Source organism: Microbacterium sp. GCS4 (assembly GCF_001262495.1).
Taxonomy (GTDB): domain Bacteria; phylum Actinomycetota; class Actinomycetes; order Actinomycetales; family Microbacteriaceae; genus Microbacterium.
The window spans coordinates 778655-799300 of sequence record NZ_LGYE01000001.1 but is presented as its reverse complement, the minus strand read 5'-3'; the positions used below and the strand labels follow the sequence as shown (position 1 = coordinate 799300).

Genomic DNA, 20646 nt, shown 5'->3' with positions numbered 1-20646 from the left:
GCGAACGCCATGCGGCAGATTCGTGGCGTTTGTTCAGGTGCGCGCGATCAGGGAGACTAGAGACCATGCGTGGCATCATTCTCGCCGGCGGCACTGGCTCCCGGCTGCACCCGATCACCCTCGGCGTCTCCAAGCAGCTGGTCCCGGTCTACGACAAGCCGATGATCTACTACCCGCTGTCGACGCTGATCCTGGCAGGCATCCGCGACATCCTGATGATCACGACTCCGCACGATGCGGAGTCGTTCCAGCGTCTTCTCGGCGACGGGTCGAAGTTCGGTGTCTCGATCACCTATAAGACGCAGCCGTCCCCCGACGGCCTCGCGCAGGCCTTCATCCTCGGCGAGGAGCACATCGGCAACGAGCCCGTCGCGCTCGTCCTCGGTGACAACATCTTCTACGGCCAGGGCATGGGCACGCAGCTCCGCCAGTACACCGAGCTCGACGGCGGAGTGGTGTTCGGATACTGGGTCGACGACGCGACCGCGTACGGCGTGGTGGAGTTCGACCGTGCCGGCAACGTCGTCTCGCTGGAGGAGAAGCCTGTGGCACCGAAGAGCAACTACGCCGTTCCCGGTCTGTACTTCTACGACAACGACGTGATCGAGATCGCCAAGGCACTGGAGCCTTCGCCCCGCGGGGAACTCGAGATCACCGACGTGAATCGCGAGTACCTGGATCGCGGCAAGCTCAAGGTGCAGGTGCTCACTCGGGGCACCGCGTGGCTGGATACGGGCACGTTCGACTCTCTCGCCGAGGCGACGGATTTCATCCGCACCGTCGAGAAGCGCCAGGGACTCTCGATCGGGTGCCCCGAGGAAGTCGCGTGGCGTATGGGATTCCTCACCGACGACGAGCTCCGCCAGCGCGCGGAGCCCTTGCGAAAGAGCGGCTACGGCGAGTACCTGCTCAAGGCCCTGCAGCAGGGAGGGCGCTGAGTGGCGGCGAACGGCGTGCTCCCGGCGCCCCGAAGAGCCGTCGTCTACGCTCTCGCCGGTGATTCTCCGAGTGTGCTGCCGACCGCCGTCAGCGCTCTCCGCGCGTTGGCGCCCCATGCCACACGCCTCATCGTCACGGTGCCGTCCGCTGTCCAGGACGTCGACCTGGGACTGGCGGAATTCAATCCGCAGATCGTGCATGTGGCGTCGGCGAGGTTCACGCCTTCTCACTATCGAGAGGCGCTCGACCTGCTCGCACCGGTCCGCGACGAGATCGACGAGGTCGTTCTTACGGGCGACGGATGGCTCGGACCGCTCGACTCCTTCGACGAACTCTTGGCCCGCATGGACGCCGTGCCGGGAGACGGGTGGCAGGCGGCCGAGATCGCCGGCGCGCTCGACGCATCATTCGATGACCAGGGACACCCGCTCGTCGCGATGCCGTGGACCTGGTTCGTCGCCCGCCGCACGCTTCTCGACAGTGCGGCCTGGCAGAGGTTCTGGGCGGGGCAGGAGCGGATGCCGCTACCCGCCGAGCACGAGCGACTGATCGCGCCCAGGCTCATCGACGCCGGCCTCCGCATCGAGTACGCGTTCACCGCTGACCGCTATCCGACTGCGAACGCGCCGGTCCACGTCGCCGACCTGCTGATCGAGGACGGGTACCCCTTCGTGGACCGCGGCTTCCTGGCCTGGTACCCCACGTACCTGGATCGACACGGAATCATTGGGAAGGACATCCTCGACGCTGCTGTCGCGCGCGGGCTGAACAAGGACGCTGCGCTGGGGGCGCTTGCCAGGGTGGTGGCGCCGCGGACGCTGAACGCCAATGCCGGGCTCCTGGAGATCCTCCCGCAGAAGAGCGTGGTGCCCGGGTCGGATACGAGCGGCCTTCGGATCGCCGCGGTCGTCTACGCCCGAGACCTCCCTGAGTTCGAGCATCTGTGCGGGAAGCTGGGAAACCTCCCCGCAGGCTTCGACCTGATCGTGACGACGACCGACGGACGTAAGGCGGCGCGGATCGAGAGGTTCGTGGAGTCGCGCACCCTCGGGTACGCACGCCTCGATGTGCGGGTCACGCCGTCCCGAAAGGGACGCGACATGGCCGACTTCTTCGTGGGCTGTCACGACCTCCTTCTCGACCGCGATTACGACGTCATCGTCAAAGTGCACGCCCGTAAGCATGTCGAGAAGACGTTGAACGTCGTGCGGTACTTCACGCGGTATCAGACAGAGAACCTCCTCGCGTCGCGCGAGTATGTCCAGAACGTGCTCGGCCTGTTCGCCCGCAAGCCCCAGCTCGGCGTCGTCTTCCCTCCCACCATGCACATCGGCTATTCCATTCTCGGATCGGGATGGGGAGGTGGTCAGTACCGCACGTCGGCTGTGCGGCTGCTCCGTAAACTCGGCATCCACGTGCCGCTCGAGAACGTGTCGCCCCTTTCGCCTTATGGGGGAATGTGGATGTGCCGTCCACAGGCCGTCGCGGCGCTTGCGGAGCTGCGGCTCGGCTATCGCGACTACACATCTGCCGGCCCGGTGAAGGGGTTGGCCCGCGCGCAGGAGCGGATCATCGCCCATGTCGCCGGGGGATCCGGCTTCTACACCCAGACTGTGCTGACGCCCGCGCACGCAGCGATCAGCCACACGGCCATCGACTACAAGGTGGACCAGTTGTTCTCCACGACTACGGGCTACCCTGCGGATGTCATCCCCTTGATCCAGAGAGCCGGACGAATGAGCGGCCGCGGAATATTCGGGCTGTCCCGCATGTACCTCACGCTCAACCGACCGATGCTGGCGGCGCTCGCGGCACCGTTCTATCGCCTCGCATACACGGCGATCGGCATCGCGAAGCTCGGCCGCCGTGGACTTCGGGAGACTCAGCGACGTATCAATAACCGCAGGGGAGGCTTCTGATGAGAACCGCCGAACTCACGACCTTCCCGACGCGCGCGGCGGCGAGCTTCCCCTCCGGCGGCACCCGCCTGCTGATCTACGTCGTCTACGACCGGCGCGGGGAGGTGGAGGACTACGTGCCGTACGCGCTGCGAGATCTGCGCCGCTTCTGCGACCGTATCCTCGTGATCTCGAACGGTCCACTCGCCGCGGAAGGGCGCCGCGTTCTTGAAGAGGTGGCTGACGAGGTCATCGAGCGGGAGAACCGTGGATTCGACATCTGGGGCTACAAGCACGGTCTCGATCACGAAGCCGACTCGATCGAGGAGTTCGACGAGGTCATCCTCGCGAACGACACCTGGTTCGGTCCCGTGCGTCCGTTCGATCCGGTGTTCGAACGCATGGACCGCCAGGAGCTTCATTTCTGGGGAATGACCGATCACGTCCGCGTGGAGCCGAACCCCTTCACGCTGCGTGACTATCTGGCCTATCACCTGCAGTCCTACTGGCTCGTGGCGCGCAAGGAGCTCGTGGCCAGCACGGAGTGGATCGACTACTGGGCGAACCTGCCGGAGATGACGGCGTACGAAGACGCGGTCGTCAAGCACGAGGCGGTGTTCACCGAGCGATTCACGTCCTACGGATTCGTCGGTGAGGTCGCCTTCCCCACGATCACCGACAAGGTCGAGAACCACGCGGTGCTGTACGCGGAGCAACTGCTCGACGCGGGATGCCCCACGCTCAAGCGCCGACCGTTCTTCCAGTGGCCCCCGTATCTCGACCGCTTGGCCGTGGTCGGAACCTGGACGCTCGAGGCGGCGGCTCGGTACGGCTACCCGATGCCGATTCTGATGCAGGATCTCGCGCGCAACGTCGAACCCCGTACTCTGAACGCGGATGCGGCGCTCCTCGACGTGATCTCGGAGTACGATCACGAGTACCGCCCCGATGCGCCGCTGCGCACGCTCGCGCTGGCCCATATCTACTACCCCGAACTCACGGCCAAGCTGCTCGACGGCTTCGACAGGCTTCCCGAAGGGTACGATCTCATCATCACGACGGCGGATGAAGGGCGGGCCGCCCAGATCCGAGAGATCCTGACGGCCCGGGCGGCGCGGGGAAGCGTCGATGTCAGAGTCGTCGAGTCGAACGACGGCCGGGATCAAAGCGCGATGCTCATCGCATGTCGTGAGGAGCTCCTCCACGGAGGGTACGACCTCGTCGTGAAGATCCACTCCAAGAAGACGCCACAGGATGCGTTCAATCCTGGGCGGCTTTTCGCGAGGCAGCAGTTCGACAATCTTCTCCCCAGCGCCGGTTACGTCGCGAACGTCGTGGCGCTGTTCCAACGTGAACCGGGTCTCGGCCTCGCGTATCCGCCCATGGTGCACATCGGATACGGCACCATGGGTCACGCCTGGTGGGATAATCGGCCCCGATTCGTGGAGATCGCCGCCGAAATCGGAATCCGAGTGCCTATCGATCAGTTGTCGCCACTCGCTCCTTTCGGATCGATGTACTTCGCCCGCCCCGAGGCGCTTCGTCTCCTGCTGGAGAAGGAGTGGAGCTACGAGGACTTCGGTGGCTCCGAGGCGTACAAGGACGGCGGGCTGGCCCACGTCCTCGAGAGGATGCCGTCCTATGCCGCGGGGGAGCTCGGGTATCACACACGGACGATCGCCACACCCGAGTACCTGGCGCGGAGTTACACCGCGCTTGAGTACAATCTGGATCAGATGTCCAGCACGATGACGGACACCACGATGCAGCAGATCGAGCGCATGCGCGCGGCCGGCGACTTCGGAGAAGGACGACTCGAGGATTTCGCGTACATGTATGCGCGCATGAACCGACCGGAGCTGGAAACCCGATTCCGTTCCGTGTTCGCGCGGATCTCTCCCTGGCGGCGACGCCTCGGACGGCTCCGCCCGTCGCGGATCCTACGCCGGATCATGCGGACGCTCGGCGACAAGGGAGCATGACAGATGAGTGAGGCGACGCCCTCCGCCGCTAGCGCGCGTTTCGCGCGGATCGCCGAGCTTCCGATGCGCAGCATCGGGAGCGTCGGCAAGGGTGCGACCGGAGGCTTCTTCGGCCCCTTCCGAGAGCTCGTCGACCACCGCGAGATGCTTTCGCTGCTGGTGAAGCGCGACCTCAAGGCGAGATACAAGGATTCGGCGCTCGGGTTCCTCTGGGTCCTCGCGCGACCTCTCGTCCAGTTGGCGATCTACTTCGTCGTGCTCGGGCACTTCCTCGGTGCCGCCCGGGGGATCCCCGACTTCGCGATCTACGTGTTCGCCGGGCTGACGGCGATGGGACTCTTCCAGGAGATCCTCGTCGGCGGCACCGGATCGATTCTCGCGAACTCCGGACTCGTCAAGAAGGTGTACGTGCCGCGCGAGGTGTTCCCACTCGCGAGCACGGGCGCTGCATTGTTTAACTTCGGTGTGCAGCTGGTGGTGCTCATCGCCGCCACGATCGCGATCGGGAAGCCACCGCTTCACGCCGAGCTGATCTACTTCGTGCCGGCGATCGCCCTGATAGTCGTGTTCGGCCTCGCACTCGCACTCCTGTGCGGGGCGATAAACGTATACCTTCGCGACACGCAGTATCTCGTGGAAGTCGTGACCATGTTGCTGTTCTGGGCATCCCCGGTGGTGTATTCCTGGCAGATGGTGAAGCAACTGGTGAACATCCCCTGGCTCGTCGAGGTCTACACCAACAACCCGATCACTTTGGCGGTCCTGGGTTTCCAGCGAACATTCTGGATCGCAGGAGATGCCGTCGAATGGCCGAACGATCTCATGGTGAGGATGCTCGTCGCACTCCTCGTCGGTCTCGTTCTGCTCTTCGTGAGTCACCGAGTATTCCTGCGCCTGCAGGGTAACTTCGCGCAGGAGCTGTGACCATGTCTGAAAGTCGACCACCTGTCTTGGATGCGCCCGCACCGGAGGTCATCCGGGTGTCGAGCATCTCGAAACGATTCACCGTACGGAAGGACTCCTCGCTCAAGGAGCGGGTCGTCACACTGGGCCGGGCAGGCCGCCAGCATCGTCAGGATTTCTGGGGACTGAGCGACGTGAGCCTCGCGATCAGAGCGGGGACGACGATCGGCCTCATCGGTCACAACGGTTCCGGTAAGAGCACACTGTTGAAGGTGCTCGGCGGGATCATCCAGCCCACGGATGGGGTCGTCGAACAGCGCGGCCGAGTTGCGGCACTGCTCGAGCTGGGAGCTGGTTTTCACCCGGATCTGACGGGGAGGGAGAACGTGTATCTCAACGGTTCCGTTCTCGGCCTCAGCAGGAACGAAGTCGACGCCCAGTTCGCAGCCATCCTCGAGTTCTCCGGAGTCAGCGACTTCATCGACACGCAGGTGAAGTTCTATTCGTCTGGAATGTATGTCCGGCTCGCTTTCGCGATCGCCGTGCACACGGACCCCGACATCCTGTTGGTCGACGAAGTGCTCGCGGTCGGAGACGAGCAGTTCCAGCAGAAGTGCCTCGACAAGATCCGCGAGTTCCAGAACGAAGGACGCACGATCATCATCGTGAGTCACGCGCTCGATCAGATCCAGTCGCTGTGCGACCGGGTCGTCGTCATGGACAAGGGCAAGCTCGTCTACGACGGCATCCCCGTGACGGCAATCGAGCGATTCCGTGAGCTCTTGGCTGATGACGCGGTGGGACAAGCGCGTCCCGACCAGATCTCCCGAGCACTCGAGATCCGCAGCGTCGCGGTCACGGACGCCGGGGGGCGTCCGCTGGACGCCATACGCGCGGGAGAGGACATCACGCTCGTCGTCGATGTGGAGATGATCCGTCCGATCGAGCGCTGGGCCATCGGATTCAGTGTGGACTCGTCACTCGGGCAGATCGCTCTCGCCTCCAACACAGACCTGCTCGATATCGAGATGGATCCTCTGAGAGCGTCGCGCACCGTCTCGATCACATTCACGACCGACGGTCTCGCTCCGGGGTCGTACAGCGTCAACGTGAATGCATCGGGCATCAGTGAGCCGACGTCGCACGGACTTATGAGTGGGGCCGAGTTCGAGGTCGTCGGTGAAGTCACCTCTGTGGGCCCAGTCGCGACGTCCGTGCGGATCGCATGACGCAAGAGCACTCCACGCTCACCCGCAAGGTGTCGGTAATCGTGCCCGTCTACAACGCCGGATCCCACCTAATGCCGTGCGTCCGCACGATCCTCGCGCAGACCCACAGGGATATCGAGGTGATTCTCGTCGACGACGGCTCGACGGACGATTCGGGTGCGATCTGCGATGATCTCGCGCGAGCCGACCACCGCATCCGGGTTCTCCACCGGGCGAACGGCGGTATCGCCGCGGCTCAGAATGCCGGTCTCGATGTGGCCACCGGAGAGTTCATCACGTTCTGCGACAACGACGACCTCATGGCTCCGCGCATGCTGGAGCGGTTGCTCGACCTGATGGTCGTCACCGACGCCGACATCAGTTGCTGTCGTTGGCGCAACGTCGGCGCGAGCCGAGGGGCCGCCGAGCTCCTCGCGCATGCAGACGATGCTTCGGGCGAGTACATCGTCTTCGACGATCCGGCCGCCGCCTATCAGGGGGTCTTCTCCCTGGTCCACAGACGCCTTCGCGGAGTAGAGCTTCGTTACTTCAGCGAGGCGAACTGGGGCAAGCTGTACCGGGCGGAGCTGTTCGACGGCGTGCGTTTCCCTGCGGGCCGATTCGCGCAGGATGTCGCGGTTGCGATGACGCTCTATCGGCGCGCGCAGAAGGTTGTGTCGTGCAGCGACGCGCTGTACTTCTGGTTGCAGCGAGGTGACAGCGTCTCGCATGCCCTGAAGTCGACCGCCTACTACTCCGACATCGTTGCCGCGCATCTCGCTTCGTTCGACGTCGCGCGATCGATGGGTATCACACCCGCCAGAGCATACAGCGGGCTCAAGACCCTTCGCCTCGAGAAGCGCAGTCGCACGACGGCGACCGACGACAAGGTCTACCAGGAGGATCGACGGGCCGTGAGGCGCCGTCTCGCGCAGCTCTCGATCCTCGAGACCCTAAAGTGTCAAGCCCTGTATCTTCTGCGGCGATGCGAGGTCGTGGTGTACAACATCACGATCCACAGGCGACGGTAGCGACACCGACCCAATGACTAGAATGGCTCAGCGTGACAACGCAGACTGAACGAGTGCTGGTGATCGTACCCGCGTGGAACGAAGAACAGAGCGTGGGTAACACCGTCTCTGAGATCCTTCGAGCAGACCCTCGGTACGACATCGTCGTCATCGATGACGGATCGACGGACGGCACAGCGGACGTCGCGCGGCGAGCGGGTGCGCGTGTCCTGTCGCTCCCTTTCAACCTCGGCGTCGGCGGAGCGATGAAAACCGGGTTCACATATGCGAAACGGCGGGGCTATGCCACGGCGATCCAGGTCGACGCCGATGGGCAGCACAACCCCGAGAACATCGCGGCTGTTCTGGCAGGGTTGGACGATGCTGACATCTCGATCGGGGCGCGGTTCGCCGATGTCGGCGACTACTCGGCGAGGGGCCCCCGCCGCTGGGCGATGCTCTTTCTCGCGGCGGTCGTGTCTCGGGTGACGAAGGCGAAGCTCACCGACGTGACAAGCGGTTTCCGCGCCGCCAACCGGCGTGCCATCGAGCAGTACGTGCGGTACTACCCCGCCGAGTATCTGGGAGACACCATCGACTCTCTCGTTGCCGCATCACATGCGGGGCTGACTGTCGTGCAGGTGCCGGTCGCGATGAGGCCACGTGCTTACGGACGACCATCGCAGGGGCCGATCGGCTCCACGGTCTACCTGTTCCGGTCGCTCTTCGCTCTCGGACTCTCTCTCACCCGCGGACGCCGGAAGGCGCACTCATGATCATCGTCGTATTGGGAATCGTCTTCGCGGCGGCAGTGCTCGCAGCGATAATCTGGATGCTTCTGAGCCACAGGCTGAGAGAGAAGTACGCGGTGTTGTGGCTCATCATCGGCGTGCTGATGCTGGTGCTCACGATCTTCCCCGATCTGCTTGTCTCGCTGTCTTCGGTGCTCGGCGTCCAGGTCCCGTCGAACCTGCTGTTCGTCGGTGCGCTGGCTCTTCTCGTGGGCGTTACGCTCCACCAGTCCTGGGAGTTGTCGACGGCCGAGGATGAGACGCGAAGGCTCGCCGAGGAGGTCGCCATCCTCCGCGCGGATGTCGACGACCTCCGCGCGGAGGCCTCGGAGCCTCGGGAGAGCGACCACCGATAGCCCGCCCGCAGTTCGCGGGGGAGGTGTCAGAGTGCGGCGATCGCCTCAGCCCTCGCTGCACTGTCGCGAGCGGCAGAGACCCACGCCAACGCGATGACTGCCACGGCGAAGGCGAGCGAGCCGACCACCCACATCACCATGGGAGAGAGCGGTGAGTTCCACCACCATTCGGCATCGCGGTCGAGATTGATCGCGGAGCTGTCGAGGCCGGTGATGTACCTGCGCATGTTCGTGTGGAGAGCGAGGCTGTTGGTCACGGCAAGAGCGATTACCACGACCGCCAGCTGCGTGCGGCTCAGCCCGAGCGAAAGCCTGCGCAGGCCTATGAGGGAGACGCCTGCGAACATGACGAGAAGCGGGTAGATGTAGCGCGGCTGCACTCCCTGACCGACGAGGATGCCTTCCCGGACGAGGATGTAGAGCGGCACCACGACCAGCGCGAGCGACACTGCGCCGAGCGCCAGGACCTTCCGCCATTTCATCCTGCGCAGTCCCCAGAATGCGACGGCGGCGAAGAGGGAGGCGGATGTCACCCACACAAGCGCGGGCATCGGCGTGTCGAACCAGCCGAGCCCCCAGAAACCGAAGGCACCGATCCACAATTGCGGAAGCTGCTGCACGTTCGTGACGAGGAGAGCGAAGACGCTCTGCGTGCGCTCTGTGTCCGCCGTGAGCACACCTGACTGTCCGCTGGTGAGGAAAAGAGACGCCGCGATGGCGATCAACACTACGGGAAGAGCGAGTTCGATGAGGAATCTCCTGTCGCGGCGGTACCCCAACACGACGCCCACGAGCACCGCGAGCACGCCATAGGCGGCGGCGTCGCTCCGTGCGCCTGCACCCATCACCATCAACGCGACCGACATCGCGGCGAGTCCCCATTTCCGCGCATCGGTCTGGCGGAAGAATCCCCACACAGCCAGCCAAAGCCCCGTCGCTTGGAGGACCGCCCAGGCGCTCGGGTTCACGCTGGGGATGATGAATACGCCCAGAGGTATCATGCCGATGAGCGCACCCCAGACCAAGGGGGGACGCAGCCGCAGGGGAAGCAGGAAGAACAACAGCGTCAGCATGCTCACGTAAAGCAGCGCGTTCACGCTGCGCATGAGCACGACGGACACCGACATGTCGTCCGTGACGAAGACGCTCATCGCCCCGTAGAACACCGGGGGATAGCCGTTGTCCACCCAGTTGCCTCGGGTTGACGATTTCAGGGAGGACTCATCGAGAGGGCAGGATGCGGACTGCCCCGAGTCGAACGCGAAGCATGCGGCCGCGTCGACGACGTCCGCGGGCAGGACTCGCTCCTTCTCAGTGGCGCCCATCTCGCACCGACCATCCACGGGACCGGCAGCGCACCAGATGCTGCCCATGTGGTAGTCCTCGTCGGGGCTGGCGCCGGGAGGGGAGGCGACCCCCCATGAAAGCAGCCCGAGCAGCAGGGCGAACGGGATCAAGACCGAGGCGACGATCTGTCGTGTCCGGCGGGTCATCGCGAAGTTCTCCTCGTAGATGGGTGTGCGGCCGTGGCAGCTCTCCTCGTCTGAGGATGGCTCAAGCCGGCTGCTGACGTCCGTGGAATCCGGAGTTCATCCTATCGAGGTGTGCCAGCGGCAGACACGCGGGCGGAAGGCGACGGGGATACGGTGGTGGTGGGCACGCGGGTCGACGTCCGTCGCTCCGGCCCGCACATGAGAGAATCGTCTGAATGCCCGGCGGCCAGGAGGAGGGATCAGCTGTGTCGGATGCTGAGGTGAAGTCGGGACGTGCGCCCGCGGTCTCGGTGATCCTGGCGTCGTACAATGCCGGTCCCTGGATCTCGGCGGCCCTCGACTCCATCGTCCACGCTGTTCAGCGCACCGCCTGGACGGTCGAGCTGGTCGTGGTCGACGACGGATCGACGGACGATACGGCAGCTGTGCTGAGAGATTATCGGGATTCCTGCCCTATCCCGATGCGAGTCGTCTCCCAGCCGAACAGCGGGCGCTTCATGGCCTTCTACGCCGCAGCCGCGGAGGCATCTGGAGAGCGCGTGCTCATCATGGGAGACAGGATGCGCCTGCAGCCGGACGCCTTCGAGTATCTCGAGCGCGTCGATCCAGAGCTGCCCGAGGGTCAGGTCTGGAACGGACACGTGCCGACGGCACCCGACGGTCCGCTCGTCAGCCGCTTCTGGGAAGTGCCGTTGCATATCTTCTGGGGAAGCTACCTGGCGGACCCGAGGCCGACCCAGATCACCGAGGAGAACTTCGATCGCGTTCCGAAGGGAACCGGCTCACTCCTCATCGGACGCCAGCTCTTCCTCGAGGCGTGCAAAGCCGTATGGCCCGAGGACAACGCGGCCCTCGTCTCCGACGATACGAAGCTGCTGAGGTACGTGATCACACGTCGACCGATGCGTCTGGATCCCGGATTCGGAGCGATCTACGTGCCTCGGGTCACTGTGAACTCCTTCCTCTCCCATGCGTTCACACGTGGAACCCTCTTCGTCGACAGTTACGCCGGTACGAGTGCTCTCCGCAATCTGGTCCTGGTCGGATTGAGCATCCTGCCGATCGCCTACGTCCTGGCCCTGCTCATCGCGCTCCCGATCGGCGGAGGGGGTCTTCTGCTCGTACTCGTCGCCCTCGGGGTACTCGGTCTCCTCGCGCCCGCTGGTGTCGCAGCGCTTCGCAGAGCCCCGGCGCGTGCGATCGTCTCATATCTGACCTATGTCGTGCCTTTCGGCGCCGTGTTCTGGGCCGGTCTGGTCCGCGGCGTCTTCGTCCACCGTCGCGCTTTCGCTCGCGCTCGAAAAGAAACCGTCAATACACAGTGATCGTCTTCATCTACGGAACCACCGCCGAAGCCATCAAACTGGCTCCGATCATGCGCCGACTCGATGCCCGGGGCATCCGCTACGAGCACTGGCTCACGATGCAGCACACTGAGGCGCTGAGGAAGATCCTTCCTCAGCTGGGGTTGCGCGAGCCCGACCGGATCATCGCCGACGGCAACCGGGGAAAGCCGCTGCGCCGTGCCACCGACGTGATCGGCTGGGGGTGGCAGGCATTCCGGTGGATCGAGAAGCACCGGTCAGAGCTCAAGCGCAGTCTTCCGTCCAATACCGTCGTCGTTGTGCACGGCGACACGATGACGAGCGTTGTCGGCGCATACATCGCTCGGCGACTCAGAGTGCCGAGCGCACACGTGGAAGCCGGTCTGCGGTCTGGCAACTGGCGTCACCCGTTCCCCGAGGAGCTGGATCGCCGCATCGTCGGGCGTATGGCCAGTGTGCACTACACACCTTCGGAGATCGCGACCGCGAATCTGCGCGGTCGAGAGAACGTCGTGGAGACACACGGGAACACGGTGATCGATGCCGTCCTCGATCACGACGAGGTCGAACGTGAGGCCGGTCAGAGGTACGCTCTCGCGCTCCTGCATCGCTTCGAGTTCATCTCCAACGAGCAACTCGTGCAGGAAACCATCGGCGCTCTCATCAAGCACAGTCCGGTTCCGATCCGCTTGCTGGTGGATGCGTACAACTCCGAGACCCTCGAGCGCGTCCTGGCGAGCGCGCACGCAGGAGACCGTGTCGTGATCGAGTCGAAGAAGTCGCACAGCGAGTTCGTCATCCTGCTCAAACACGCGGAGTTCGTTGTCACTGATTCCGGCGGAGTGCAGGAAGAGGCCGCGCTGCTCGGTATCCCGACCCTCGTCCATCGCGTGGCCACCGAGCGTCAGGATGGCGTCGGACGCAACGTCGTGCTGTCAGGATGGGACCTGGACGCGGTTCGAGCGTTCCTCGAAGACCCCGATCATCACCGCTTCCCGGCAGGACGTCCGCCGATTTCGCCGTCGGACATCGTGGTGGAAGATCTCATCGCGCGAGGATTTGGTTCATAACAGAAGGATCCTCGTGCGACAGGGGCGAATTCTTGCCAGTCGGATCAGAGAGTTGCTTCTAGCGATCCACGGTGGTCACCGCGCTCCGCGCGAACCCCAGCCGTGAGCGTATCGAGCCGTCGCTGCGAGCCTCGGCTCAGACGATGGGGCCCGAGTTCGGATCTTCCGCGCGAGAGCGCTCTGCGGCGCGCAACACGCCGGCTCGGCGGGCATCGATGAGCAGGAACGTGATCAACACGACGAACCCGATCGCCGCGAACACCGTCAGCATCGCGTAGACGTCCGGAACCGTCACAGAGAAGCCGATCGCCTGAGCCGCGACCGCCACGAGCAGGAGGAGGGCTGCGCCGCGTGAAGCGAAACTCGTCATCTTGATCATCATCCCCTGAGCCGCGATCCATGGAAGATATGCGACGGCGGCCGGGACGAGCAGCTCCGCCGCGGAGCTGTAGTCCTCTTTATAGATGAGGGAGATCAACCAGTCTCCGAGCACTGCGAAGCCGACGATCATGACGAGGCTGGTGGCCAACGACACCCCGAGCGTCACGAGCACACCCACACGAGCGAGGTTGGGGTTGTCGCGATGTTTGACGAAACGGGGGAGAAGGTACAGGGACAGCGTCGAGGGAAGAAGCAGACCGGCCTTGACCAGAACCGTCGCCGATGCGTAAATGCCCGCGAGATCGCTGGGTGCGCCAGCGCGAAGGAAGATCACGTCGGAGGTGGTGAGCCAGGCGAACGCTATCGTGAGCGCGACGATCGTGAGTCCGTCGAGACTGAACACACCCTGCGCGGGACGCGGGATGCTCCGTGACGACCACAGCCCTCCCACGACCGCGATGAGAAGGGCCGCCAGGACCGTTCCCACCATCCCTCCGAGCCCCAGGCCGGCGATGATGACGATGATCGCGAAGAGGACACGCCCGAGCTGGGAGAAGGTCGACCACCACACCGCCTGTGAGATCCGGCCCGACCCTTGGAGAAGTCCCATGGCGTCAGCGAACACGAAACTCAAGGGAATCGTCACCGCAGCGGCGAGGATGATCGGGGGGGTCGTGTCTAGCGCGTCGGCCAGCCAAGGCGACGCGCTGGCGACCAGCGCGCCGCCCGCGACACCGAGAACAAGAGCCTCGAACGGAAGACGGCGAGACGAGCGCGAAGCAGGGGCCGGGGCCGACAGTGCCTCCGCGGTCTTGACCGTGACGGTGCTCTGCAGCGAGGCGCTACCGACGGCAGCGACGTTCACGATCACGAAGAACGCGGAGAGAAGTCCGAACTCCGAAGGAGTCACGCTACGAGCGCTCAACAATTGGAAGACGAACGACGCGAGGATACCGAGGATACTCGCGATGCCCACAGCGAAGAGCGCCTTGGCGTGAGCGCGGATGTGGGGCGAGACGCCTCGAGGAGCGGAAACGTCGCCCCGGGGCGGCCGGTCATCGGTCATCTGAGAGGTCCTGCCGTCGAGTCGGTGGCGGAACTCGCCGCACGCGGGCGAAACTGCCTTGCCGCGGCAATGATACTCGGCTCATCCTCGTCGTCATCTGAACGCCGCGTCCTTCCAGGCGTGCAAAGAGCGTTGCCGGTAAGCTCTCACGTTGTGACCGTCTCCGCGAACCCTGACTCATCGACGCCGGGCGTTTCCCCGGTCCGCGTGGCTCCCAGTGCCGATGTGTCGGCCGATGCGCGCATCGGCTCCGGCTCGTCGATCTGGCACCTGGCCCAGGTGAGGGAGCAGGCCGAGATCGGCGAGAACTGCATCGTCGGCCGGGGAGCCTACATCGGCACCGGCGTCCGCATCGGAGCGAACAGCAAGATCCAGAACTACGCCCTGGTCTACGAGCCCGCCGTCCTCGGGCACGGTGTCTTCATCGGCCCGGCCGTCGTGCTCACGAACGACACGTATCCGAGGGCAGTGACGCCGTCAGGCGAGCTCAAGAGTGCCTCTGATTGGACCGCGGTCGGCGTCGAGATCGGCGACGGAGCCTCCATCGGCGCACGGGCGACCTGCGTCGCGCCGGTACGCATCGGGCGATGGGCGACGGTCGCAGCTGGAGCCGTCGTCGTCAAGGACGTGCCGGATCATGCGCTCGTCGTGGGCGTCCCCGCACGACGGGTGGGCTGGGTCGGGCGCGCAGGGGTGCCGCTCGACGAGACCGGCCCCGGAATCTGGACCTGCCCGGAGACGGGCGAAACCTACCTCGAACGCGAGGGCGAACTGGCTTTGGAGGATCGATGACCGAGTTCATCCCGGCGGCGAAGCCGCTGATCGGCGACGACGAGAGGGCAGCGGTCGACCGCGTCCTGCAGAGCGGCATGGTTGCTCAGGGGCCGGAGGTCGCGGCTTTCGAGAAGGAGTTCTCCGAACACTTCGTTCAGGGGCTGCCTGTCGTCGCAGTGAACTCCGGCACTTCGGGGCTCCACCTCGGGCTCCTTGCCGCCGGGGTCGGCCCCGGAGACGAGGTCATCGTGCCGTCGTTCACGTTCGCCGCCACGGCGAACGCCGTAGCGCTCACCGGGGCGACGCCGGTGTTCGCCGACATCGAGCCGGACACCTTCACCCTCGACCCCTCGGCCGTGGAATCCGCGATCACCGAGCGCACCAGAGGCATCCTGCCCGTGCACCTGTACGGGCACCCCGCGCGGATGGACGAGCTCGGCGAGATCGCGCGGGCGCGCGGTCTCGCCCTCTTCGAAGACGCCGCCCAGGCACACGGCGCCGCACTCGACGGCCGTCCGGTCGGCACTTTCGGCGCGATGACGATGTTCTCGCTGTACCCGACGAAGAACATGACCAGCGGCGAGGGTGGCATGGTCGTGGCACCGGAAGAGGACGCCGCGCGGCGCGTGCGCCTCCTGCGTAATCAGGGCATGGAGCGCCAGTACGAGAACGAGGTCATCGGCTTCAACGCCCGTATGACCGACATCCATGCCGCGATCGGCCGGGTACAGCTCACTAAAGTCGAAGCCTGGACGGAGTCCCGCCGGGCGAACGCGGCGTTCCTCGACTCCCATCTCGCGGGCGTGATCGTTCCGCCGGTCGCCGACGGTGCCCGCCATGTCTACCACCAGTACACGATCCGCGTGCAGGAGGACAGAGACGGCTTCGTCTCCGCGCTCAAGGAGGAGTACTCGATCGGCAGCGGAGTCTACTACCCCATTCCGAACCACCGGCTTCCGTCCCTTCAGCGGTACGCTCCTGGTCTCGATCTTCCCGAGACCGAACGCGCAGCACGTGAGGCCGTGTCCCTCCCGGTGCACCCGTCGCTGTCGTCGGAGGACCTCGAGCGGATCGTGGAGGCGGTCAACGCGCTCGCAGGGGCGGGCAGCTGATGGCGGTGCTGAGAGCGGGTCTCCTCGGTGTGGGGTCGATGGGGCGTCACCACGCTCGCATCCTTCGTGACATCGAAGGTGTCGAGCTCGTCGCGATCGCCGATCCGGGAGGCGACCCGTTCCGAGTCGCCGGTGGGATCCCCCTCCTGGCGGATGTCGATGAACTCATCGCGGCCCGCATCGATATCGCCGTCGTGGCGATCCCCACGCGATTCCACGCCTCCGCGGCGCTCGCGCTCGCGGAGGCGGGCGTGCACACACTCGTCGAGAAGCCCATCGCGGACGACAGTGAATCCGGGCTCCGGGTGAGCGAGGCCTTCGAGACGCGCGGACTGATCGGCGCCGTCGGGCACGTCGAGCGCTTCAACCCCGCGCTGCAGCAGCTGCGGCGTCGTCTCGCCGAGGGCGATGCCGGAGCGGTCTACCAGATCGCGACTCGTCGGCAGAGCACGTTCCCCGCGCGCATCGGCGACGTCGGGGTGGCGAAGGACCTGGGAACCCACGACGTCGACCTCACCGCGTGGGTGGCGCAGTCGCAGTACTGGTCGATCAGCGCGCAGACCGCGTTCAAGAGCGGACGTGCTTTCGAGGACATGATCGCGATGTCCGGACGTCTGGGCAGTGGGATCATCACCAACCATCTGGTCAACTGGCTCAGCCCCATGAAGGAGCGGATCACGATGGTCACCGGTGAGCGAGGCACGTTCGTCGCCGACACAGCTGCCGGCGATCTGACCTTCCACGCGAACGGCACGGAACTCTTGGAATGGGAATCGGTGTCGAACTTCCGGGGAGTCTCCGAGGGAGACGTCACGCGATTCGCGTTCGCGAAGCGCGAGCCGCTCCGGGCCGAGCTCGAAGCGTTCCGCGATGCGGTTCTCGGCGAGCAGACCGAGCTGTCCACGATGCGGGAGGCGACGCACACGCTCGCGGTCGTCGAGTCCGCTCTGGAGTCCGCGAGCGAGGGTGGGAAGCTGGTGCGCATTGGGCGCGAATCACTCTGATCTTCTCGTCGTCGGATCGGGCTTCTTCGGTCTCACCATCGCAGAGCGGGCGGCGGACGCCGGCCGCAAGGTCACGGTCATCGACCGTCGTCACCACATCGGCGGGAACGCCTACAGCGAGTCGGAACCCGAGACGGGTATCGAGGTCCATCGCTACGGCGCGCACCTGTTCCACACTTCGAACGCGACGGTGTGGGAGTACGTCAACCGCTTCACGACGTTCACGAACTACGTGCACCGGGTGTATACGACCCACAAGGGCACCGTCTTCCCCATGCCGGTGAACCTCGGCACGATCAACCAGTTCTTCCAGTCCGCGTACACGCCCGACCAGGCACGCGCGCTGGTGCGGGAGCAGGCCGGCGAGTTCGACGTGAAGACGGCCGCCAACTTCGAGGAGAAGGGCATCGCACTCGTCGGGCGTCCCCTGTTCGAGGCGTTCTTCCGCGACTACACCGCGAAGCAGTGGCAGACCGACCCCCACAAGCTCTCGGGTGACATCATCAGCCGGCTGCCCGTGCGATACACCTACGACAACCGCTACTTCAACGACACCTGGGAGGGCCTGCCCACCGACGGCTACACGGCCTGGATCGAGCGGATGGCGGATCACCCGAACATCGAGGTCGAGCTCGGTGTCGACTTCTTCGACGAGACCCAGCCTCTGAACAAGAAGGCGATGGTCGGACAGGTCCCGATCGTGTACACGGGCCCGGTCGACCGCTACTTCGATTACGCCGAGGGCGCGCTCAGCTGGCGGACTCTGGACTTCGAGCAGGAGGTGCTGAACGTCGGCGACTTCCAGGGCACGAGTGTCATGAACTACCCGGATATGGACGTTCCGTACACGCGCATCCACGAATTCAAGCACTTCCACCCGGAGCGCAAGGACGTGTACGGGTCCGACAGGACTGTCATCATGCGCGAGTTCTCCCGGTTCGCGAAACGAGAGGATGAGCCGTACTACCCGGTCAATACGGCTGCCGACCGCGACGGACTTCTCGCCTATCGGGAGCTCGCCAAGGGGGAGCGGAACGTCCACTTCGGTGGCCGCCTCGGCACGTATCAGTACCTCGACATGCACATGGCCATCGGATCGGCATTGTCGCTGTGGAACAACTCGCTCTCGTAGGATCGACATCGTGAGTCACGCTGCTGTCGGGGCGCCCGGGACGCCCCGGCGCTATCTGCACTCCCTGTGGCTGTTGTCGGCCCGCGACCTCAAGGTCCGGTATTCGACCAGCTTCCTGGGGTATCTGTGGTCCGTCCTCGATCCGCTCGTCATGAGCGCGATCTACTGGTTCGTGTTCACGCAGATCTTCCATCGGGACGTCGGTGAAGAACCGTACATCATCTTCCTCATCAGCGCGCTGCTGCCGTGGGTATGGTTCAACTCCTCGGTGTCGGACTTCACCCGCGCGTTCAAGAAGGACGCGAGGCTGGTGCGCTCGACCGCGATCCCCCGATCCATCTGGATCAACCGGATCGTGCTCAGTAAGGGCATGGAGTACCTTTTCTCGCTCCCGGTCCTCGTGATCTTCATCGTCGTGAATCTCATCGTCGAACTCGACCCTGCCCAGACCGTGCAGATCGGCTGGGGAATCCTGTGGCTGCCCGTCGCGGTCTTCCTGCAGACGGTCCTGCTCGTGGGGCTCGGGCTGCTCGTCGCCCCGCTGTGCGTGATGTACGTCGATCTCGAGCGCACCACCGCCCTTGTCCTCCGCGCGATGTTCTACGCCACCCCGATCATCTACAACGTGACCGACCTGCCCGGGGTCTTCCAGACGATCGGCGCCTTCAACCCCCTCGCGGGCATCATGATGCTGTATCGGATGCCGTTCTTCCCCGATCAGTGGAACCCCTTCACCCTCCTCGTGAGCGTGGCGATGACCATCGTGATCCTCGTCCTCGGAGTCTGGACCTTCCGCTCCCTCGAGCGTCCCGTGCTGAAGGAGCTGTGATGGCGCCGGCGATCGATGTGCAGGGTCTGGGAGTCCACTTCCGCCGGAACAGGCGAGGTCGTCGCAGCTTCAAGGACCTCTTCGCGGGCGCGTCGCGGCGTTCGCGGCCGGGGGAGTTCTGGGCGTTGCGAGACGTGTCGTTCTCGGTGCAGCAGGGAGAGTCGATCGGCGTCGTGGGTCGCAACGGACAGGGGAAGTCGACGCTTCTGCGCCTGGTCGCCGGCGTCCTGCTCTCCGACGAGGGAAGCGTCGAGGTGAACGGCGGCGTCGCGCCCCTCATCGAGATCACCGGCGGATTCGTGGGCGACCTCACGGTGCGCGAGAACGTGCGGCTGACGGCAGGGCTGCACGGCATGTCACGCGATGAGGTGTCCCGCCGCTACGACGACATCATCGCCTTCGCCGAGCTCGCCGGATTCGAGGACACCCCGTACAAGCACCTGTCCAACGGGATGAAGGTGCGGTTGGCCTTCTCTGTTGTGTCGCAGCTCGACGAGCCCATCCTCTTGGTGGACGAGGTGCTCGCGGTGGGGGACAAGGCCTTCCGCGACAAGTGCTACAAGCGCATCGACGAGCTGCTCGCCGAGGGGCGCACGCTGTTCTTCGTGAGCCACAACGAGCGCGACCTGCGGCGCTTCTGCACGCGTGGTCTCTACCTCGACAAGGGCGGCCTGGTGCTGGACGCCCCCATCAGCGAGGTGCTCGACCGCTACAACGCGGACTACAACGCCCGCTGAGCGCGTCGTGGTGGGGGCGTCGCTGAGCGCGGCGCGGTGGGGCGTCAGAGTCCGACGAGGGCGGAGAGTTCCGTGAGAGCCTCGCGAGCAGCGGCAATCGACACGGTCGTGTCCGATGGGGCGGAGACGGCGTTTCGGACATCGACGAGCTTCTGCGTGTACTGCTCGGCGGCAGTGCGCCACTGATCCGCGATCGACGATGGGGGGAGCGCACCGCCGAGGCGTTGCGCGTCCTCTTGCAGGATCGTGACGGCGGACAGTGCGTCCTGGCCGGTCGAGGAAGCGACGATGTCGAGGCCGCGCGCACCATCCGACAGCCATGCCTCCACCTGACCGCGGAAAGCTTCGATCGTTGGGTCGACCGGCTCCGGCGGAGCCGTCACAGGCGGCGTCGTCGGCTCCGCGGAGTCGGTGGGTTCAGCCGTCGGGGTGGACGTGGCGGTCGCCGACGGCTTCGGCGTCGCAGTGGCACCCGGCGCGGACTCGTCGCCGCGAGGCAGCAGGAAGAACAGCACCACGCCGACGATGACGAGAGCAGCCACGACCAGGCCGACGATCAGCCACACCCGTCCCCGGTTCCGCGGCTTCGGCTCCATCGGCGCCCAGCGGACATCCGGCTGCTGCTCGTCGCTCATC

The 20646-nt window shown here is 65.0% G+C and carries 19 protein-coding genes; 16 read left to right on the top strand and 3 right to left on the bottom strand.

Annotated elements, in window-relative coordinates:
* The first annotated feature begins 65 nt into the window (after positions 1-65).
* The 8 genes from rfbA (at position 66) to AKH00_RS03960 (ending at position 9087) form a co-directional block, all read left to right on the top strand.
* Positions 66-938 carry a glucose-1-phosphate thymidylyltransferase RfbA gene (gene rfbA / locus AKH00_RS03995; protein ID WP_050721382.1) on the top strand — a complete coding sequence of 291 codons (873 nt, stop codon included), beginning with the start codon at positions 66-68 and terminating at the stop codon, positions 936-938.
* A gap of 72 nt (positions 939-1010) precedes the next feature.
* The gene (locus tag AKH00_RS03990) at positions 1011-2858 is read left to right on the top strand and encodes a rhamnan synthesis F family protein (RefSeq protein ID WP_161804377.1); all 1848 of its coding nucleotides are present in this window, start codon (positions 1011-1013) and stop codon (positions 2856-2858) included.
* Complete coding sequence (locus AKH00_RS03985; protein ID WP_050721380.1) at positions 2858-4819, top strand: rhamnan synthesis F family protein; 1962 nt, start codon at positions 2858-2860, stop codon at positions 4817-4819. Before AKH00_RS03990 ends, AKH00_RS03985 begins: the two co-directional genes overlap by 1 nt.
* A gap of 3 nt (positions 4820-4822) precedes the next feature.
* Complete coding sequence (locus AKH00_RS03980) at positions 4823-5743, top strand: ABC transporter permease (protein ID WP_050721379.1); 921 nt, start codon at positions 4823-4825, stop codon at positions 5741-5743.
* Positions 5744-5745: 2 nt separating this feature from the next.
* A complete protein-coding gene (locus tag AKH00_RS03975) occupies positions 5746-6951 on the top strand; it encodes an ABC transporter ATP-binding protein (RefSeq protein ID WP_050721378.1) in 1206 nt (401 codons plus the stop codon).
* On the top strand, positions 6948-7961 hold the full coding sequence (locus tag AKH00_RS03970; RefSeq protein WP_082297383.1) for a glycosyltransferase: 1014 nt from the start codon (positions 6948-6950) through the stop codon (positions 7959-7961). The genes AKH00_RS03975 and AKH00_RS03970 overlap by 4 nt, the downstream gene beginning before the upstream one ends.
* Before the next feature lie 32 nt (positions 7962-7993).
* Positions 7994-8716, top strand: a complete 723-nt coding sequence (locus tag AKH00_RS03965) for a glycosyltransferase family 2 protein (RefSeq protein WP_235556681.1) — start codon at positions 7994-7996, stop codon at positions 8714-8716.
* Complete coding sequence (locus AKH00_RS03960) at positions 8713-9087, top strand: DUF2304 domain-containing protein (protein ID WP_082297382.1); 375 nt, start codon at positions 8713-8715, stop codon at positions 9085-9087. The genes AKH00_RS03965 and AKH00_RS03960 overlap by 4 nt, the downstream gene beginning before the upstream one ends.
* 26 nt (positions 9088-9113) lie before the next feature.
* Here AKH00_RS03960 and AKH00_RS03955 read toward each other — a convergent pair whose 3' ends face one another.
* A complete protein-coding gene (locus AKH00_RS03955; RefSeq protein ID WP_050721375.1) occupies positions 9114-10580 on the bottom strand; it encodes a DUF2142 domain-containing protein in 1467 nt (488 codons plus the stop codon).
* A gap of 245 nt (positions 10581-10825) precedes the next feature.
* On the opposite strand from AKH00_RS03955, the gene AKH00_RS03950 reads away from it, so the two are divergent.
* Both AKH00_RS03950 and AKH00_RS03945 read left to right on the top strand, forming a co-directional pair.
* Positions 10826-11905: a glycosyltransferase family A protein gene (locus AKH00_RS03950; RefSeq protein ID WP_235556680.1), complete on the top strand. Its 1080-nt coding sequence runs from the start codon at positions 10826-10828 to the stop codon at positions 11903-11905.
* A complete protein-coding gene (locus tag AKH00_RS03945) occupies positions 11902-12975 on the top strand; it encodes a UDP-N-acetylglucosamine 2-epimerase (RefSeq protein ID WP_050721373.1) in 1074 nt (357 codons plus the stop codon). Before AKH00_RS03950 ends, AKH00_RS03945 begins: the two co-directional genes overlap by 4 nt.
* A 136-nt stretch (positions 12976-13111) precedes the next feature.
* On the opposite strand, the gene AKH00_RS03940 is transcribed toward AKH00_RS03945, so the two are convergent.
* Positions 13112-14422 carry an oligosaccharide flippase family protein gene (locus AKH00_RS03940; RefSeq protein WP_082297381.1) on the bottom strand — a complete coding sequence of 437 codons (1311 nt, stop codon included), beginning with the start codon at positions 14420-14422 and terminating at the stop codon, positions 13112-13114.
* A gap of 207 nt (positions 14423-14629) precedes the next feature.
* On the opposite strand from AKH00_RS03940, the gene AKH00_RS03935 reads away from it, so the two are divergent.
* Genes AKH00_RS03935 through AKH00_RS03910 form a run of 6 tightly spaced genes read left to right on the top strand, consistent with a single transcriptional unit; the run spans position 14630 to position 20010 of the window.
* Entirely contained in the window at positions 14630-15214 is a 585-nt protein-coding gene (locus AKH00_RS03935) for an acyltransferase (RefSeq protein ID WP_235556679.1), read from the top strand.
* On the top strand, positions 15211-16308 hold the full coding sequence (locus AKH00_RS03930; RefSeq protein WP_050721370.1) for a DegT/DnrJ/EryC1/StrS family aminotransferase: 1098 nt from the start codon (positions 15211-15213) through the stop codon (positions 16306-16308). Before AKH00_RS03935 ends, AKH00_RS03930 begins: the two co-directional genes overlap by 4 nt.
* Positions 16308-17312 (top strand): Gfo/Idh/MocA family protein, encoded by a 1005-nt coding sequence (locus AKH00_RS03925; protein ID WP_050721369.1) that lies wholly within the window; start codon positions 16308-16310, stop codon positions 17310-17312. Before AKH00_RS03930 ends, AKH00_RS03925 begins: the two co-directional genes overlap by 1 nt.
* Positions 17293-18444: a UDP-galactopyranose mutase gene (gene glf, locus AKH00_RS03920; RefSeq protein ID WP_050721368.1), complete on the top strand. Its 1152-nt coding sequence runs from the start codon at positions 17293-17295 to the stop codon at positions 18442-18444. Before AKH00_RS03925 ends, glf begins: the two co-directional genes overlap by 20 nt.
* Before the next feature lie 10 nt (positions 18445-18454).
* Positions 18455-19273, top strand: coding sequence for an ABC transporter permease (locus AKH00_RS03915; RefSeq protein ID WP_050721367.1), 819 nt, complete (start codon positions 18455-18457; stop codon positions 19271-19273).
* On the top strand, positions 19273-20010 hold the full coding sequence (locus tag AKH00_RS03910) for an ABC transporter ATP-binding protein (RefSeq protein ID WP_050721366.1): 738 nt from the start codon (positions 19273-19275) through the stop codon (positions 20008-20010). The genes AKH00_RS03915 and AKH00_RS03910 overlap by 1 nt, the downstream gene beginning before the upstream one ends.
* A gap of 44 nt (positions 20011-20054) precedes the next feature.
* Here the strand turns inward: AKH00_RS03910 and AKH00_RS03905 are convergent, their stop codons facing one another.
* Positions 20055-20645, bottom strand: a complete 591-nt coding sequence (locus tag AKH00_RS03905) for a hypothetical protein (RefSeq protein ID WP_050721365.1) — start codon at positions 20643-20645, stop codon at positions 20055-20057.
* Between the last annotated feature and the right edge of the window lies 1 nt (position 20646).